The organism is Paenibacillus sp. NPDC101420 (assembly GCF_050277435.1).
Classification (GTDB): Bacteria; Bacillota; Bacilli; order Paenibacillales; family Paenibacillaceae; genus Paenibacillus_AQ.
In genome coordinates this window covers 148,639-166,757 of the sequence record NZ_JBNNSE010000005.1, presented here as the reverse complement: position 1 = coordinate 166,757, position 18,119 = coordinate 148,639, and the positions used below count along the sequence as shown (strand labels likewise).

At 43.3% G+C, this 18,119-nt stretch carries 17 protein-coding genes and 1 pseudogene; 12 read left to right on the top strand and 6 right to left on the bottom strand.

Annotated features, from left to right (window positions below):
- The first annotated feature begins 337 nt into the window (after positions 1-337).
- From ACQKMP_RS21080 to ACQKMP_RS21055, 6 genes and pseudogenes are all read left to right on the top strand, one after another.
- A complete protein-coding gene (locus ACQKMP_RS21080) occupies positions 338-1,450 on the top strand; it encodes an amidohydrolase/deacetylase family metallohydrolase (RefSeq protein WP_427470836.1) in 1,113 nt (370 codons plus the stop codon).
- Complete coding sequence (locus tag ACQKMP_RS21075) at positions 1,416-2,519, top strand: DgaE family pyridoxal phosphate-dependent ammonia lyase (protein ID WP_427470834.1); 1,104 nt, start codon at positions 1,416-1,418, stop codon at positions 2,517-2,519. Before ACQKMP_RS21080 ends, ACQKMP_RS21075 begins: the two co-directional genes overlap by 35 nt.
- Position 2,520: 1 nt before the next feature.
- Positions 2,521-3,273, top strand: coding sequence for a 2-dehydro-3-deoxy-phosphogluconate aldolase (dagF, locus tag ACQKMP_RS21070; protein ID WP_339243357.1), 753 nt, complete (start codon positions 2,521-2,523; stop codon positions 3,271-3,273).
- Positions 3,266-4,282, top strand: a complete 1,017-nt coding sequence (locus ACQKMP_RS21065) for a sugar kinase (protein WP_042191359.1) — start codon at positions 3,266-3,268, stop codon at positions 4,280-4,282. Before dagF ends, ACQKMP_RS21065 begins: the two co-directional genes overlap by 8 nt.
- 8 nt (positions 4,283-4,290) lie before the next feature.
- Complete coding sequence (locus ACQKMP_RS21060; RefSeq protein ID WP_341124246.1) at positions 4,291-5,004, top strand: GntR family transcriptional regulator; 714 nt, start codon at positions 4,291-4,293, stop codon at positions 5,002-5,004.
- Positions 5,005-5,006: 2 nt separating this feature from the next.
- Positions 5,007-5,189: pseudogene (locus ACQKMP_RS21055) on the top strand (LuxR C-terminal-related transcriptional regulator); the annotation flags it as partial.
- Between the two features lie 18 nt (positions 5,190-5,207).
- Here ACQKMP_RS21055 and ACQKMP_RS21050 read toward each other — a convergent pair.
- The 3 genes from ACQKMP_RS21050 to ACQKMP_RS21040 form a co-directional block, all read right to left on the bottom strand.
- Positions 5,208-5,417, bottom strand: a complete 210-nt coding sequence (locus ACQKMP_RS21050) for a hypothetical protein (protein WP_427470830.1) — start codon at positions 5,415-5,417, stop codon at positions 5,208-5,210.
- Between the two features lie 287 nt (positions 5,418-5,704).
- Positions 5,705-6,031: a branched-chain amino acid transporter permease gene (locus ACQKMP_RS21045; RefSeq protein WP_042191355.1), complete on the bottom strand. Its 327-nt coding sequence runs from the start codon at positions 6,029-6,031 to the stop codon at positions 5,705-5,707.
- Positions 6,028-6,738, bottom strand: a complete 711-nt coding sequence (locus ACQKMP_RS21040; RefSeq protein ID WP_427470827.1) for an AzlC family ABC transporter permease — start codon at positions 6,736-6,738, stop codon at positions 6,028-6,030. Before ACQKMP_RS21040 ends, ACQKMP_RS21045 begins: the two co-directional genes overlap by 4 nt.
- Positions 6,739-6,840: 102 nt before the next feature.
- Between ACQKMP_RS21040 and ACQKMP_RS21035 the strand changes: the two genes are divergently transcribed.
- The 5 genes from ACQKMP_RS21035 to ACQKMP_RS21015 all read left to right on the top strand — a co-directional run bounded on the left by ACQKMP_RS21035 (position 6,841) and on the right by ACQKMP_RS21015 (position 12,289).
- A complete protein-coding gene (locus tag ACQKMP_RS21035) occupies positions 6,841-8,238 on the top strand; it encodes a PLP-dependent aminotransferase family protein (RefSeq protein WP_339266870.1) in 1,398 nt (465 codons plus the stop codon).
- Positions 8,239-8,482: 244 nt separating this feature from the next.
- Positions 8,483-9,475: an ABC transporter substrate-binding protein gene (locus ACQKMP_RS21030; RefSeq protein ID WP_427470825.1), complete on the top strand. Its 993-nt coding sequence runs from the start codon at positions 8,483-8,485 to the stop codon at positions 9,473-9,475.
- Positions 9,456-10,232, top strand: coding sequence for an ABC transporter ATP-binding protein (locus ACQKMP_RS21025; protein ID WP_341129076.1), 777 nt, complete (start codon positions 9,456-9,458; stop codon positions 10,230-10,232). The genes ACQKMP_RS21030 and ACQKMP_RS21025 overlap by 20 nt, the downstream gene beginning before the upstream one ends.
- Positions 10,226-10,978: an ABC transporter permease gene (locus tag ACQKMP_RS21020; RefSeq protein WP_042191349.1), complete on the top strand. Its 753-nt coding sequence runs from the start codon at positions 10,226-10,228 to the stop codon at positions 10,976-10,978. Before ACQKMP_RS21025 ends, ACQKMP_RS21020 begins: the two co-directional genes overlap by 7 nt.
- 180 nt (positions 10,979-11,158) lie before the next feature.
- On the top strand, positions 11,159-12,289 hold the full coding sequence (locus tag ACQKMP_RS21015; protein ID WP_427470823.1) for a low temperature requirement protein A: 1,131 nt from the start codon (positions 11,159-11,161) through the stop codon (positions 12,287-12,289).
- 100 nt (positions 12,290-12,389) lie between these two features.
- Here the strand turns inward: ACQKMP_RS21015 and ACQKMP_RS21010 are convergent, their stop codons facing one another.
- The gene (locus ACQKMP_RS21010; protein WP_427471194.1) at positions 12,390-13,337 is read right to left on the bottom strand and encodes a serine hydrolase domain-containing protein; all 948 of its coding nucleotides are present in this window, start codon (positions 13,335-13,337) and stop codon (positions 12,390-12,392) included.
- 169 nt (positions 13,338-13,506) lie between these two features.
- On the opposite strand from ACQKMP_RS21010, the gene ACQKMP_RS21005 reads away from it, so the two are divergent.
- Positions 13,507-15,876 carry a YcdB/YcdC domain-containing protein gene (locus ACQKMP_RS21005; RefSeq protein ID WP_427470822.1) on the top strand — a complete coding sequence of 790 codons (2,370 nt, stop codon included), beginning with the start codon at positions 13,507-13,509 and terminating at the stop codon, positions 15,874-15,876.
- Positions 15,877-16,036: 160 nt separating this feature from the next.
- Here ACQKMP_RS21005 and ACQKMP_RS21000 read toward each other — a convergent pair whose 3' ends face one another.
- Both ACQKMP_RS21000 and ACQKMP_RS20995 read right to left on the bottom strand, forming a co-directional pair.
- Positions 16,037-16,858, bottom strand: a complete 822-nt coding sequence (locus ACQKMP_RS21000) for a TerC family protein (protein WP_042191342.1) — start codon at positions 16,856-16,858, stop codon at positions 16,037-16,039.
- A 351-nt stretch (positions 16,859-17,209) separates the two neighbouring features.
- Positions 17,210-18,100, bottom strand: coding sequence for a carbohydrate ABC transporter permease (locus ACQKMP_RS20995; protein ID WP_081393202.1), 891 nt, complete (start codon positions 18,098-18,100; stop codon positions 17,210-17,212).
- Positions 18,101-18,119 lie beyond the last annotated feature (19 nt).

Below are 18,119 nucleotides of genomic sequence, written 5' to 3'. Positions count from 1 at the left end.
GTTTTTAATTGAAATTGGCAAATATACAGGGAGAAATTCCGTATAACCTGTTCAGATAACAGCTGTGATCTAATTTATAGGGAGGTTTTCCCTGTAACACGTTCTACCTAAGCAAAATCCTCCACCAACACTAGAGTTCTTACTCGCCAAACCACTGAAAATCCCTGCGGAAAATACAACAAGTGCTCCGTAAGCTATAAATTCAAACTAATAAATGCCTATTAATCCGACAAGGTGATTTAGTTTTTATATATAAACATTATAACGTTATATTTACTTAATGCACTATTCGTGGTATTTTAAACATTATAATGTTATATGGAAAAAGGTGAGAACAATGGATGAAAGATACGTGCTCCGTCAGGTGAAACGGGTAAGCGGAGAAGAGATCGACATTGTAATCGAAAATGGCAAGATCGCTGAGATCACCCCGGCAGGTGAGGCGCATGGGGAGCAGGAGTGGGAAGGTTCAGGCGCGTACGTATCCAGTGGCTGGATCGATATGCATGTGCATGCCTTTCGCGAATTTGATCCGTATGGTGACGAGATCGATGAGATCGGTGTCCGGCAAGGGGTGACCACTCTAGTCGATGCCGGTAGCTGCGGGGCGGATCGGATAGGTGATCTGGCTTTGGACGCGTCTCAGGCTAAGACGAATGTGCTGGCTTTCTTAAATATCTCGCGGATCGGACTGCTAAGAATTGATGAATTGTCCAACTTGGAATGGATTGATAAGGAGAAGATCCTGCAATCCATCCGAACCTACGGGGAGATAATCGTGGGATTAAAGGCTAGGATCAGCAAAAGCGTTGTGGGTGCCAGCGGGATTGAACCACTGCATATCGCACGAAGCCTTTCAATGGAGACGGGGTTGCCGTTAATGGTACATATCGGTTCAGCACCGCCAGATATCAGAGAGGTTATGCCCCTTTTGCAGCGTAAGGATATCGTGACCCATTATCTCAACGGAAAAGAGAATAATTTGTTTGCTGCGGATGGTCAGCCGCTTCAGGTACTGACTGAGGCCATTGAACGGGGAGTTCATCTCGATGTGGGACATGGAACAGCAAGCTTCTCTTTTAAGGTAGCTGAGGCTGCTAAACGTAATGGTATTGGACTGAATACGATTAGCACGGATATCTATCGAGTGAACCGAATGAAGGGACCTGTCTTTAGCATGTCTAATGTACTTTCCAAGTTTCTATGTTTGGGCTATGCTCTGGATGAGATTGTGGCAGCGGTTACTTCCAATGCGGCGGAATGGCTGGGCAGGCCGGAGTTGGGCCGAATTCAGGTGGGAGATCCTTCAAACTTGACTCTCTTCACCCTGCAGCATAAGTCTGCAGTGCTTGTTGATTCTGAAGGAGAAGAAAGAATGACGGATAAAGTAATCCATGCAAAAGGAGTGGTTATAGGTGGGGAATTCATTGAATGCGAAATACGGGCTTAAACGCGTAATCAATGCAAGCGGCAGAATGAGTATCCTGGGGGTGTCGGCTCCGTCTGATACAGTGATGGACGCGATGAAGCAAGGCGGACAGAGTTATGTGGAAATAGCGGATCTGGTGGATAAAGCCGGAGATTACACGGCACGAATTCTCGGCGCTGAAGCAGCGCTTATCGTTAACTCAGCCTCCAGCGGTATTGCATTGTCCGTTGCGGCGCTAGTGACCCAAGGCAATCGGCGCCGCAGTGAACGTTTGCACCAAGAAGCCATTCCACGCAATGAAATCATCATTCTGAAGGGGCATAATGTACAGTACGGAGCTCCTGTGGAAACGATGGTCTATCTAGGCGGTGGGAAGCTAATTGAGGTCGGTTATGCGAATGAAGGCCGAGCCGAGCATATAGAGGATGCCATTTGTGAGCAGACGGCTGCCATTCTATACGTGAAGTCCCACCATGCGGTGCAGAAGAATATGTTATCCGTCGAAGAAGCATGGGAGATCGCAAAACGTAGGGGCATTCCACTAATCGTAGATGCCGCAGCGGAAGAAGACCTCTGTAAATATGTGAAATACTCTGACCTGGCGATTTATAGTGGTTCTAAAGCTATTGAAGGGCCTACATCCGGTATTATCGCCGGCAAACGTAATTATGTGGAATGGGTTAAGGTCCAATTGTATGGAATAGGACGCAGTATGAAGGTTGGTAAAGAAACTTCCTTTGGTCTGCTGCAAGCACTAGAGGAATACATGGTCAAGGAAGACAAGAGTGACACCGAGAAAGCATCTTTGCAGGGATTGATGGTGTTGAATGATCTTCCGGGAATTCGTGTAACCATTGTGCAGGACGAGGCGGGCCGTGCCATCTATCGCGGCCGGGTTCAGGTTGATCCACAGCAGGCCGGAATTACGGCGAAAGAATTGGTAGAGGGGTTGCAGCAAGGCGAAATTGCGATCTATACCCGCGATTATGGAGTGAAGCAGGGATATTTCGATATTGATCCACGGCCGCTTCTGGGGGATGATCTGCACGTGATTGTAGACAGCATTCATAAATTAATAGGGGGACAATAAGATGACGATTTCACAACGTTTTTATAAGGGCCGCACCGCATTAAATGTACTCGCTAAAGATATCGCTAATGCTAAAGAGATTTATGAAGCGGCGGAAGGATATGTGCTGGTCGGTGTGCTCTCTAAGGATTATAAGTCGGTAGAAGAAGCCGTAACAGCCATGAAGCAATATGGTCAAGAGATTGAAGATGCGGTATCCATTGGCCTAGGTGCAGGAGATAATCGCCAAGCGGCAATTGTGGCCGAGATTGCTAAGCATTATCCGGGTAGTCATATTAACCAGGCATTCCCGGTGGTTGGAGCTACACGCGCTAATCTTGGTGGGAAAGACAGTTGGATCAACAGCATGATCGCCCCTTCTGGTCACGCTGGTTATGTGAATATTTCTACAGGAGTCTTCAGCGCTGCGCAGAGTGAAGCGGCGATTGTACCTATAGCATCGGCAATTGCGCTTGTTCGGGATATGGGTGGTAATGCACTGAAATATTTCCCGATGGAGGGATTAAGCCGTGAAGAGGAATACCGCTCTGTCGCTAAGGCCTGTGCTGAGGCAGGGTTCGCACTCGAACCAACCGGTGGAATTGATATGGACAATTTCGAGGCTATTCTGGAGATTGCGCTTGAAGCAGGGGTGCCACAAGTGATTCCGCATGTCTACTCATCCATTATCGATAAAGAATCGGGCCAGACCCGGACCCAGGATGTGCGTGATTTGCTTGGAATTATGAAGAGGCTGACAGATAAATATGCCTAAACGAATCGGGGCATTCGGAGAAGTGATGATGCGTCTGCAGGTGCCGGGAGTTCAGCTGCTATCCCAGGGAAACAGCTTAAACTATTCATTCTCTGGTACCGGGGTTAATGTCAGCGCTGCACTGGCACGCTTCGGGCATGAAGGTTATTTGATTTCCCGTTTGCCGACTACTTCCTTGGGAGAGGCCGCCGCCGCGTATTTGCGGAAGCTGGGCATCTCTTCTAGCCTCGTTATACGAGGAGGAGAATATCTGGGCTTGTATTTCTTGGAGAACGGATTTGGTGCACGTCCAAGCAAGGTAACTTACAGCAATCGTCTGGAGAGTAGCTTCAATACGGCTCCTGAGGAAACTTATAATTATGAAGAGATTGCGCGAAGTCTGGATGTGATCCATTTCTGCGGCATTACGCTGGCTATGAACGATAGTGTACGTCATCATATGAAATCCTTGGCTAGAGCTGTCAAGCAGCAGGGTGGGACTGTGATCTTTGATTGCAACTATCGTCCGTCCTTGTGGGGACCGGAAGGCTATTCACAAGCGAAGCCGCATTACGAGGAGATGCTGCAGCTGGCCGATATCGTAATGATGAATGAGAAGGACGCAATCTTTATCTTGGGGATCAGCACTGAACAAGCTGAACGTGAAGAGCAGCTGATCGAACTGATTCCAGCAGTTGCGAAGCATTACGATATCTCGGTGATCGCAGGCACCCATCGCAGTATTCATGGCGACAACTCACATTCACTGCGTGGGTTTCTTTATAAGAATCAGAGCTTCTTCTTTTCGGATACGCTGAGATTTCTCGTCTATGATAGAATAGGGGCTGGAGATGCCTATACGAGCGGAATTGTGCATGGCGAGCTAACAGGATTTACACCTGAGCAGACAGTACGGTTTGCCGCTGCCGCTAGTATGTTAGCCCATACTGTCGAGGGCGACACTCCCATGGCTTCAGAAGCGGATATACTTCGAGCTATGACTCTATCCGTAGGCGATGTAGAAAGGTAGTGAACCTCTTGAGTTTGTCCCGAAAAGATAAGCCCTTATATATGCAAATTGCAAATATTATAAAGGATCGGATTCTACACGGAGTCTATCCTATTGGATTGAATATTCCTTCCGAGCCTCAGCTAGAGCAGGAATTCAATGTCAGCAAGATCACTGTACGCGGTGCCATTCAGGAGCTCGTCCAAGAAGGATTTCTGGAAAAGGGGAGCGGCAAGGGGACGAAGGTGATCCGTAATACCTCATCATCCAAGCTGTCCAAGTGGAAAAAATTCACGGAAATTCTAGTGGATGAAGGGCACCAAATTCGGAAGCAATGGCTGAAGGCGGAGCGAGTATATAATGAAGTCGAAAGCGAAGCCTTTCGTTTATTCGGCGAACGTTGTATACGCTTGGAACGCATATATAGTCTCAATGATATTCCATACGTTCATTACACGCATTATTTAGTAAATGGTATGGATGATTTGGATCTACTGGACTTAAATGCCCAGTCCTTGTATGAACTGCTTGAAGAGCGGAGCGTTTCCTTAGAGAAACTGCGTGATGAATTTTCCGTTGCCGTTCCTCCGCCTGATGTAGAGGAGATATTGCTCCTTGATAAGAAGTGTCCCTTGCTGATGCGAACTCGTTATTCTTATGATGAGCTGGGCAAGGTAACTGAGTATAGTGTAGGCTTTTACAATACAGAGCTGCAGAATTATGTAGTGAACTATGAGGTGTAGTTAAAACGACTCGTGATATCGCGGGTCAATGATTCATTAGCAAGAAAACCATGCGCAATCACATCTCCAACATAATGCAGAAATTAAAAGTTAAAGGCCGTTCACAAGCGGTTGTCGAGCTGATTAGGCTTGGAGAGGTTTTTTGTTGTAGAGGAAAACTAAACCAAGCGATTGCTGTCCACTGATGGATGTCATCGCTTGGTTTAGTGTTTAAGATCGATATTCATGGTGTCAAAATCAACCTTGCATTTAGCTCTTATCATAAAATCAATACCAACAATTCCATCAAAGCCATAAGGCTCTTGTATCGAACCAAGCTGAATTGGTAAATCAGTCAAAGTAATATGTTCAACGAGTATGTCAGGAATCTGCTGCTCATAGCAAATTTCGCTAGTCCCCCCAACCCCATACATTCGTTTTGCTCGTCCATTAATAAAAACAATATGGATGCCTATTACAGCTAATGCATCGGTATCAAAGACGGTTGCCGCACTCCTAAAAAAAATTCTTCTATAACCTCAACGTCGTTTCTGCTCGTATGAAATACATACAACTCACGCGTCGGATGAAGCTTGTGTAGTTTTTTGTAGCCGCTCCAAGCTTCTTGCGGATTATCGTAGTCTTGAATGATCGATATATAATGGAAGTGAATGTTATAATTGTAGTTATATGTGCGGTTGATAAGACCTACATAAATTTCTTATATCTGAATCAATACCATATAAGCGATTGTACCGAATGCTATGGATAATAGCATATTTCTTCGCCAGAGATGAAGCAACGCGACGATTGCGACGGATATTAGCTCCGGTAATCCGTGATTACCGGACAATACGTTAGTGTTCTTTAGGCTATAAATAACAAGGAGTCCAATCGTTGCTGATGGAAGAACTCTACCTAGGTATTGAATGTACTTTGGGGTTGGACGTCCAGGTGGGAAAATAATGAACGGAATAAAACGTGTCATCATCGTGCCTAGCACAACCATGGCAATTGTAATGATCTGCTGAAAAGTAGACATCGTCATGCGGTTTCACCTACCGGTTCCTGTTGTTTACGAGTGATCGTAAGTGCTGCAATAATCAGGATCATTGCGGGGATCATGAAGCTGTCACGTCCAAATATGATAAGGCACAGTATGGAGATAACAACGCCTACTAGAGCACTTCTATGGGTCGATCCACTCTTCCATTGCTCAATAAAGATAACAACGAATAGTGCTGTCATCACAAATTCGAGACCTTCCATATTCATGTGAAAAATCGATCCGAATACTCCCCCGATACAAGCGCCTACGACCCAGTAGCAATGATTTAGCAGCGTGACGAAGAACATATACCAACCGCGATCCACTCCTTCAGGGATCTTCGCGGAATAATTGATGGTGAATGATTCATCACAGAGACCAAAAATCAAATAAAGCTTCTTCAGCCCCGTACCTTTAAACTTCTCCAGCATAGATATGCCATAAAATAGATGTCGTGCATTAACCATTAAAGCAAACAATAATGCATTTAATGGATGATAAGCACCTAATAACAAGTGAACCGTTAGAAATTCCACCGATCCAGCATAAATAAGCGAGCTCATTAGAAAGGTATAGATCACATGAAACCCTGATACATTCATGTAAATTCCGTAGGCGATCCCCAAGAATAAAAAAGCGGCAAGAATGGGAAAGGTAGCGGGAGCCGCGGTGCGGAATGCTACATAAAGTTTGTTATTGTTACGCATGTTACTTACAACCCCTTAGCTTATGTCCATGTCATTGTAGCAGTGCGAATCCATACAATCAACGGTATAATTGTATGGATTACAATTTTGTGGGAGGACAATATGCCGATCAATTCTTTTGTTAATTACCCGATGTCGTGGCGACCTGACAGACATACTCTGAAGCGTCCGATCTATCATTCCATAGCCTCATTGCTTGAACAAGATATAGCTAGCGGTCTTTTGGTACCCGGAACGAAGCTTCCCCCTCAACGTGAGCTAGCGGATTTTTTAGATGTTAATTTCACAACAATTACACGCGCTTATAAGCTATGCGAAGCTAAAGGACTCATCTATGCTATTACAGGAAGTGGTACCTTTGTGGCAACGAATGCAACGCGCTCGATAGCAATATCGAAGGACAAAATTTCTCATGACTGTATTGATCTGGGGCTTGTTGCTTCGTTTGAGCAGAGTAACTCGATCGTAGCTCAGGTCGCAAGAAGGGTTATGCATAGAGGCAATATAGAGGAACTATTAAATTACAATGATCCTACAGGAATGCCACATCATAAACTGGCAGGCCTATCATGGATGCAAGCATTTGGGATACAGGCAAATATCAATAACATCGCAATTGCATCCGGTGGACTGAATGCGTTGGTCATTACGTTATTTGCTCTCTTCGAACCTGGACAACGGATTGCCGTTGATGTATTCACCTATTCTAATTTTATTGAGCTTGCCCGAATGTATCGTATTCAGCTTGTTCCGATTCCAGGCGATGCCTCTGGAATGCTACCGCAAGTGCTGGATAACCAGTGCCAGCTGCTGGATATACGTGGTATATTCCTGATGCCTTCTTGTACGAATCCTACAACCGTTATGATGACTGATGGGCGGAAGCGTGATATTGCTAACGTTATCCAGAAACATAACTTGCTGCTCATAGAAGATGATATTCATGCGTTCTTAACGGCAGGTCATTTAGAAGAATACAAACAACCGATGTACTCATTGCTTCCTGATCAGACCATCTATATTAGCAGTACGACAAAATCTATTTGCTCTGGACTTAGGATCGCTTATATCGTATTTGGAGAGAAATTCAAAGAGAGAATTGAGCGGGCTATTTTCAATATTAATGTGAAGACATCCTCCCTAGATGCCGAGATTATTTCTGAGCTTATTGTATCGGGTAGTGCTGCTGAGATTGTCGCATATAAAAAAGAACTGGTCCAAGCTGCGAACAAGCTATTTTCGACATATTTTCCACAAACAGCAGCAGAAGGGCACCCCTTAAGTTTTTTTAAATGGATTCCCTTATCAGGATACCGTACAGCCGCTGAACTGGAGTCAGAACTGTTACAACAAGGCGTTCGAATATTCCATTCCGATTGGTTTCTTAGTGGTGCCAGCACACCGGACAAGTATGTACGTGTAGCCTTATCGTCGTCATCCTCATTGGATGAGCTGGACACTGGACTGAAGATTCTGAAGCAACATATGTCCTTAGACTAGGATATGTCTGAAAGCTCAGCTTACAGAGAGATTCTCTGTGGGCTGATTCGGATTTTTTGCATCTTAGTATGTGATAAATATAACTATTTAAATTTATGAATATACAAGCTGTGATGACTGATGTAAAATTACACTACCTGAAGCGTTCTGGAACAGCTTAAGGGCTTTTTGCATGCTCTTTTGCAGATTGCAAAGAATAGGGGCATGTCTACTATAGAAAGATTAATGGAGGTAGGAGAGTTTTATGAAGAAAAAAGCATTAAAAAGAATGTTGATGTTGTCGATGATGGTCGTTGTCGTCGCTGTAATTGCAGTAGGTTGTGGTTCAAAGAATAACACGAATACAGCATCGACAGAGGGTAACGCAGCAGAGGCCTCAAAAGAAGCTGTTACTTTGTCGCTTGGCTTACTGCCTTCGATTGATGCGATTCCTTTTGTAATTGCTCATGAGCAAGGTTTTGATAAGAAGCATGGAGTGAACCTAGATATCCAAACGTTCAAGAGTGCAAAAGACCGTGATGTCGCCTTTCAAGCAGGCAAGTTAGAGGGGATCAGTGCTGATTTGGTTGCAATTTCTATCTACAATGAAGCCGGGCTGGATGTGAAGATCACTAGCACAACTTTTGGTGAATTCGATTTATTGACTGGGAATGACGCCATCCAAGATGTGAAGGATCTGAAAGGCAAAACCGTGATTTTGTCCAAAAACACTTCCACACAATATACTGTGGCGATGATGCTGAAACAAGCGGGTTTAACGGAAGATGATATTACGGTAACTGAGGTTCCGCAAATCCCTACCCGTTTAGAATTGCTTAAGAACAATAAGGCGGATGCAGCTATTTTGCCTGAACCATTTGTAACTATGGGTAAAGCTTCAGGCTTGCGCGTGCTTAGCTCCACGCATACAGCGGGAGTGAATCCATTTGTACTGGCTTTCCCACAAACCGCTATTGATGCTAAGGCAGATGCGATTCGCAACATGTATGCTGCTTATGACGAGGCTGTAGCGTATATGAAATCTCATGATCAATCCGAATATATCGATCTTGTGATCAAAGAAGTTGGTTATCCAGAAACGTTGAAAGATGAGATCAAGGTACCTGATTATGTCCCTGCCAATCAAGTGGATGTGAAAGAAGTAGAAGCCGCATTTGCATGGGCACGGGAAAAAGGTTTGCTTAGCAAAAATATCTCGGCTGAAGATGTGATTTCTGATGTCCAATTCAAAAAATAAGGGACTCGTCATTAAGGGTCTTAAAGTAGAGTACAAGACAGGTCAACTGGCCTTAGGAAAGATGGATCTATCTTTACCGGAACATGGGATTTACACGATCATCGGACCCTCTGGCAGCGGAAAATCAACTTTATTACGGGCGATTGCGGGCTTGCTGCCAAGCTATATGGGGCAAATTCTTTTTAATGAAAAATCCGTGCATGATAAAGAAACTCTGATCGGCCTGGTACCGCAAAACTACGGGCTTCTTCCATGGAAGACTGTACATGATAATATTCAAATCGCGATGAAAATCTCGCATACTGCGAGCACTTCCAAGCAAGAACGGGAGAATCAGATTAATCAGTGGCTGTCATCGATGGGAATCTCTGATTTAGCTGATCGTTATCCTCTTTCTCTTAGTGGAGGACAGCAGCAAAGAGTGGCAATCGCCAGAGCGTTCGCCATTTTGCCCACTATTTTACTGCTGGACGAGCCATTCTCCGCACTGGATGCGATTACTAGGGAAACGCTACAGATTCTCTTTTTGGATAACTGGTTAGCGCATCCGGCGACTACCTTATTTGTTACCCATGATGTGGAAGAAGCTATTCTGCTGGGGCAGAAAATTATTGTTATGCCGTCTAATAAAAAAGAAGCTCCGGAAATGATCGATAATCAATTAGTGTTTCAGATGAAGCATGAGGATAAGCGGGACAGTGTAGATTTCTTTGAGCAGACTAAGCGAATCAGAAAGGTAATGCAGGAGATATGGTGAGAAAAAATCGGATTCATCACATAATAAGACTGTTGTTTGTGTTCTTTTGTATGAATGTGGTTTGGTATATTGCCTATTTGCTTATGAATCATTCGATTTTGCCGAGTCCATTCGCGGTATATAACGCTATGTTTCACTTAGGTGGTCAGGAGATTGCTTTAAATGTAGGGTATAGCTTGTTCAGAATTTTTGCAGGTGTAGTGCTGGCGTTAATCATTGGACTGCTCATTGGTCTTCTGATGGGACGTTCGCTGACCTGGAATAAGCTGCTTGACCCTGTGGTCTACTTGACCTATCCTGTTCCCAAAATCGCCCTGCTTCCCGTTGTGATGCTATTCTTCGGACTTGGTGAAACGTCCAAAATCTTAATGATCATGCTGATTCTCTTGTTCCAGATTATTATCTCCGTTAGGGATGGTGTGAAGGCTATTCCTGAGAATACCTATGATGTCTTAACGAGTATAGGGGCAAGTACAGTGCAGAAATTCTGGCATGTGACACTGCCGGGTGCACTGTCGGTCATTCTGAGTACGATTCGTATTTCACTTGGAACAGCGATATCTGTACTCTTTTTCACGGAGATTTATGGAACTGAGCATGGCATGGGCTTCTTCATTATGGATGCTTGGTTAAGACTGGATTATCCGGAGATGTATGCGGGAATTATGTTGTTCAGCTTGGTGGGGTTTGTCCTCTTCTTACTTGTTGATTATCTTGATTACAAGTTTATGAAGTGGCGGAATTAAATATAGTTGAAGATATAACTATAGCTTTCCTTTGTCGATTTTAGGCAAGGGGGAGCTTTTTTTGTGTGATTTTAGAGTGGAAACAAAGGGGCTTCAAATTAGTATATCAATTCGGTTAAGATGGATAAGTAATCGATAAACTGTATTAAATATACCCATCCAAACTAAGGGAGTAAAACGATGAATAAGCGCACATCGGGATTTGAGCACGGCACAGCAGCCTTTGCTGAGAAGAAAGTTACCTGGCTGGAGCTATTTTATGATCTGCTTTTTGTGGCTGCAGTTTCAAAAGCGAGTCATGTCTTGTTGCATGTAGAGGCGGGTACAATTCCACTTGAATATTTATCTAAATTTATCTTAATATTCATTCCGATCTGGTGGGCCTGGGTGGGACAATCGCTTTTTGTAAATCGGTTTGGACAGGACATCTTTTCACACCGAATATTTCTGATTCTACAATTATTTTTTGTATTAATCATGACGGCCAGCTTATCGGTTAACTTTGATCAATACTATATGCCATTTCTAATCGGTTATGTTGGCTTAAGAGCTATGACTGCCATTCAATATCTTACGGTAAATAAGAATGAAGCAGCTGATAGAAAGGACACTGCCCGTTATCTGGGAAGTCGTTTTTGGATTGGATTAGTGATCTCTGCTTTATCACTTTTCTTTGACTCTTGGATACGTTATGTAGTTTTGTATGCGGGAATTACTGTAGACATTTTGCTTCCATTAATCGGTCGGAAATACTTGGTGAAAAGCCCGATAAATACTCATCATTTATTAGAGCGTTTCTCGTTGTTTACCCTCATTCTACTTGGTGAATCAGTGGTCAGTATACTTGCAGTCCTACAGTCTAGCCACTGGACGTGGCAATCTATTTTATTTGCATTATTAACTTTTTTATTAATCATAGCTATGTGGTGGCAATACTTTGATAATGTTGAAAAGAAAGTGGACAAAACCATAGAGACTGCCGGGCAAACCATAATTTATGGGCATTTATTTATTTATGTATCCTTAAGCATGATTGCAGCTTCAATCCAATTGCTATTTTTAGAACAATTAAATTACACATTTATGGTATGTTTTATTTTTGGATCGGTCCTGCTCTACTTCTTCTCTACCTCGTTGGTCTTCCATAAATACAGACGTTTACAGCAAAGATTAGGGATGTTTCATTTAGCGTTATTATTAGGTCTACTTGGCGTTTTTTTCGCAGTAGATTTGTTGTTCCTTATACCCAATTACCTGATTATTGGAGAAATGGTGTTATTTTTTGCTGTGTATGCAAAATTAACGACTTGAGCTTCGTTGTATCGAAGCTGAATAAATTGAAGAAGGAAGCCGGGTCATTGCAACCCGGCTTCCTTCTTTCATAATGGGAGTGTGCGGTATCCCCCTGTCGTTATTGCCCAAGAAGCGCTGGCACGATAAATCGGCCGAACACATTAGCTGGTGAGCCTTTCTTGTATTTATCCGCAGTAATGACTGCAACCAGCTCATAGGATGGAACCACAATAATATGCTGGCCCATGAAGCCAAGCGCAAAATAATAAGGGATCTCCTTTGGCTGCTGCTCCGTACCTGCATTGAATGATGATACCCACCAGTGCCATCCGTAGAAGCCCTTCTGTGGTAGCGTGGCTGCGACATAGGGGCGAGTGGACTTCTGAACAGTACCCGAATGAATGAGCTGTTGATCCTTCCAGCGCCCTTCTTGCAAATAAAGGAGACCAAATTTCAGCATATCCTCAGGCATCATATAAAGGCCAAACCCACCAGTATGTATGCCTTGTGGATCACTGTCCCAGCGATAGCTTTCGATGCCAAGCGGCTGAAATAGCTGATCTTCAGCAAATGCTGCAACGTCTTGTCCAGAACATTCACGCAGGATAGCGGATAAAATCTGGGAGCAGCCGGAGTTATAGTTCATCTCAGTGCCTGGCGTATGAGATAGCGGCTGGGCGAGCACAAACTTTATCCAGTCTGCGGTTCTAGTCATAGTCGGAAAGGAATTTTGCCCCCCAAATTCTGTCCAGTTAAAGCCTGCTGTCATTGTTAATAAGTGACTGATAGTGATTTCTCTTTTTCGTTGATCTTGATCCTCTTTTAATAAAGGGAAAAATAGAGAAATAGGTGTATCAGGTGGCGGAACGATTTGTTTATCTATGGCTATGCTGACTAAGGCGGCGAGCACGCTTTTGGTGCATGAGTTTATTTTACCTAGCTCTTTAGCGATTTCAGGCTCACGATAATGCTCCAGTATAGGTTTTCCATGTTGAACGATTAGACAACTGCGAATTTCTAGGCCAGTAATACCGTCTATAAGCGGCTGAAGGTTCCAATCAGTGATGTGAATGGCCCCCTTTCATAGATGATTAAGCTGTAGCTGCCTACCATTATAGCTTATATAGGATGCATTACATAAACCTTGTAATTTCCTGTCGTTAATTAAATATGGAAAATATAAGTAATTATCTGTATAATGTTATGAATCACGTGTTAGAGGAGGATGAATTCTTTTGAAAAGCAATAATACTCACTTTGTTCATCAGACAGCTAAAACGGTATTGATTACTTCAGTGGCGCTCGCGTTATTATTACCCCCTGGCTTGGCCGCAGCCGATTCTACATCTGTTAGTAGTAACACTACGGTAACACAGGTTAGCGCACAAGCACCGGTGACTACAACGAACTCTGATGCAGATCTTACAAAAGTGAAATTCACGCAGGAGCAAGCGATTGCGAAGCTAAGAGAACTATTCCCATCCCTAAAAGATGCAACGGTAAACAATGTTCAACTGGGATCTAACCAAAGCTACCCCCCTCCAGCCAATCAAATGATCTGGAATATTCAGTGGCAGATTCAAGAGGGGAGTATGGGATATGGCTTTAGCAGTGAGGTAGATGCCATTAGTGGAGATATCATTAGTACGTATATTTCATACCCACGTGAGAATAACGAATCCTATTATCCTCCGAAAATATCGCAGCCTCAGGCACTGGAGATCGCCAAGGCTTTTGTGGCTAAGGCAGCCACATCGGTTAAGAGCAGTGATCTGCAATTAAATGAGAATGCTGGTTATAATTATTTTTCGAACACTTTATTCGGTCCTGTTCAATACAGCTATTACTTCAGTGTCATGAAGAATGGTCTTCCTTCTGGATCGGATAACATTAACATAGCTGTGGATGGCAACGGTAATGTAATTCAATTCACTAAGTTTTCTCAAGGGCTTGAGTATCCGTCTGCACAGCCCAAGATTACCTTGGAGCAAGCACAGAAGCAATTTGCGGAACAGTTTGATGTAGGCCTTTTTTTCACTCCTATTTATAAGAACGGAAAACCTAACAACTGGATCCTAGGCTGGCGTCCAGTGGATCAGTCTCTATATCCTATCGATGCATTGACGGGCAAGAGAATAGATTATGAAGGAAAAGAATACGCATCTACCCCAGTCGTGTATTCAGATGTAGCAAAGGGTAAGGATGTCTTTCAAGCAAGAACTTCAACTACAGAGCTTACTGCAAAAGAAGCGGAACAGCTTGTAAAGAAGGTTGCATATATTCCAGCAGATCGTAAATTGATCTCTCAAAGCTTAAGAAATGACTATCAGGATACGAATCGGAAGATCTGGCAGTTATATTGGGGTAGTGCTAGTGGAAATGAACGTTACATTGGTGCTGGCTTTCCAGAACAATCCTCTGCTGAGATCGATGCAAAGACCGGTGAAATATTACAGTACCAGATTCAAACATATGGTGCTACTCAGGATAATAAGAAGGAAGAACCGGCTCCTACTGGAGGGAAGAAGCTTAGTGAGGCTGAAGCTAAGACTAAAGTACTTAGTATAATTAATAGCCTGTATCCTCAGGCGAGCCAGAAGCTAAAGCTTTTAGAATATGGAGATAACTCAAGCGTGACTTCAGACGGAACAGGATTTAGATATCAGTTTATTAGATATCATCAAGGGATTCCTGTGAGTGACAGTAACCTTACGGTAAGCTTGGATCTTTACGGCAGACTGATTTCTTACATGGGGAATCGGATAGACGGTATCGATGAAATTACACTATCGCCGAAGGCTACAATTTCCAAGAAGGAAGCGCTCGAAAGTTATAAACCTAAATATCAGACTAAGCTAAGATACACTCAGGTTGGAGGATACTATAGTTATAATAGCTATGCCGCGCCAAAGGTGAAGCTGGTATATGATACAACTTTTGATGAATCTAATGGATTATATCAGGTTTTAGATGCAGCCACTGGTAAATGGGTTGCGGTCTATGATTACCTCGGTCAGCAAGATGCTCAAATATCTGCAACGGATATCAAAGGTCATGCAGCAGAACAACCATTATCAGAATTAGTAAAATATCATGTGATTACTCCGGATGCCGATGGTAAAGTAAACCCAGATCAAGAAATAACAGTTGGCGATTGGTTAACCTATCTTGCCAAGGCTTCTAATCCGAATTTCAGCAGTTATATTGCTAATAATGAACGGAAAACTGTGGCAGGTGTGAAGCCTGAGAATTCATATTATGATGTTGTTACTTATGCAGCAGATCGTAAGTGGATCAACAAGGATCAAAGCCTGCAAATTGATAGTAAGTTAACCCGGGAACAGCTTGCTGTTCAGCTGGCTAATTTTTTGAAATACAACAAACTCACAGTCTATCTTGATAAAGATGTAACGGTAAGTCAGTTCAGTGATAGTGCATCTATAAACAATAAGGGTGCAGTGGCTCTTGTTGTGAAATTGGGAATCCTAAAGGATGATAACGGCAAGTTTAATCCGCAGCAGACGGTAACGAAAGCACTGGCGGCTACGGTGATTATGAAGCTAGTGGAACTGCAAGGTAAGACTGATCAGATTATAGGTCAATAAAAATATATAATGCAGAGCCTGCTTCCCATTTGATGGTGGAAGCAGGCTTTTCTGTATGAGGAGCAAAATAGGGAATAAAAGAAAACAACCCGAAAGACAAACACCTTTACAGAAGGGGTGTGTCTTTCGGGTTATATTTGTTTTTGCTATTCAAATACAATTAATGGAGCTGTTTATCTACTTCTTTAACTGGATTCTCGTTAGCGTTCTCTTCTACCTTGCTGCTCATAAACCAACCGATTGCAGCGATGAGCACGAGTACAACATAGAAGGTAACCTTCCAAATGGTACTATGCGCGAAATCCTCGGAAAGAACACCAAGTGAAGGGTGTGCCAAGGTAATGACTGCGAGCTTAACGCCGACCCAGCCTACGATGAAGAAGGCTGCAATTTCAAGACCTGGACGGGTGTGAAGCAGCTTAACGAAGAAGGAAGCTGCAAAACGCATAATGACCAATCCGATAAATCCGCCGGCAAAGATGACGAGGAATTGTCCACCGTCAAGGCCTCCGATTTTTGGAAGACCACTTGCAGGTAGTGCAACCGCAAGTGCAACTGCGGCTAGGATGGAATCCACCGCGAAGGCGATGTCAGCAACTTCTACTTTAAAGACAGTAAACCAAAAGCTGGATTTCTTTTTGTTGACTGCGCCGTCTGTACCACTTTCAGCTGCTTCATCCGTAACGGGCTTCTTGATTAATAGTTTTCGGAAGATATGGTTCCCCGCGATAAACAGTAAATAAAGTGCGCCGATGGCTTGTACTTGCCAAATATCAACCAGGTAAGAGATGACAAATAGTGAACCGAAGCGGAACACGAAGGCTCCGGCTAATCCGTAGAATAGTGCTTTTTTTCTTTCCTCATCAGGAAGGTGTTTAACCATAATTGCCAATACCAGTGCGTTATCTGCGGCTAGTAGTCCTTCAAGTGCTACAAGAACTAGTAATACCCAGCCGTACTCTAATAATAATCCCCAATCCATTACTGTTGTCCTCCCTTTTCTTATGCAAATATCTACTAAAAGATACTTACCTTACCATTTTAACCAATTTTATATAAAAAAGACCTTTACCAAACAGATTAGCCTTTGGAATAAAGGTCTAACCTGATTGGTAAAGGTCTCGCTAACAATGTTGAATTGCCAATAAAGCCGGAGAATATCCTCATATTCTCGTATTGACGACTTTATTTAACAGCTACTCCCCTTTACGGGATATATTAAATTTTTGATTTAATTCGTTGTGATTTTGCCTAAGGAGATCATATACGAGTTGAAAGTTAATGTCAATAAAATGTTGGAGGAATAAAGCTAGAGTTCTCCACGCTTTTTATGTTAGCCCTTAACCGCTCCAGCGGTAATTCCTTTTGTCATCTGTTCTGTGAAGAGCAGATAGATCAGGATGGTTGGGATCGCAATGATCGTCATAACAGCAAACTGAGCACCGTAGTTGGACGAGTATTCTCCGGCGAATTTCATAATGGAGAACGGAATGGTTTTGAGATCCTCCGAGGTGAGGAAGGTGTTCGCCATAATAAATTCATTCCATGTGCTGATGAAATTGAGTACACAGATGGTAGCTAATGCGGGTTTCGTAATAGGGAAGATGATGCGGAAGATCACACCGTAAATGCCGCAGCCATCGATAACCGCTGACTCTTCAATCGCACGAGGGATAGTCTCTAGAAATCCAGTCATGATGAGCACACTCATTGGGATGACAATAGCCGAATAAGGCAGAATCAGCGTGTACATATTGTTCAGCATTCCGAGCTTGTTAAACAGGATAAAGTTCGGCAGCAGTGTCGCGTGAATGGGAATAATCATGCCCATCATGATAAGTGACAACACGATACCACTAAGCTTCCATTTCATACGGGTGAACGCATACCCCATCATCAGTGACACTAGTGCGGACAGCGCAACGGTAATTACTGTAATGATAAGACTGTTGGCAAAATAGCGTGGTACACGCCCATAGGTAAAAGCGTTTCTATAATTCTCCCATTGCGGGGGGGATGGCCATTTCAGAAAAGAGCTTCCGAAAAAATCACCACTCTTTAGCAGGGAGTAATCGATCAGCCAGATGAGCGGAAATAACTGAATCAAAGCAATGAGACAAAGAAACACCATCATTAGGATTTTGCCAGTTGTAGGTTTACTGCGCTTCTGTTTATGAAGCTTCAGATTGAGGGGCGAAGCGGCAGGTGCTAATGAATTATTCATATGATTTCCTCCGGTTACA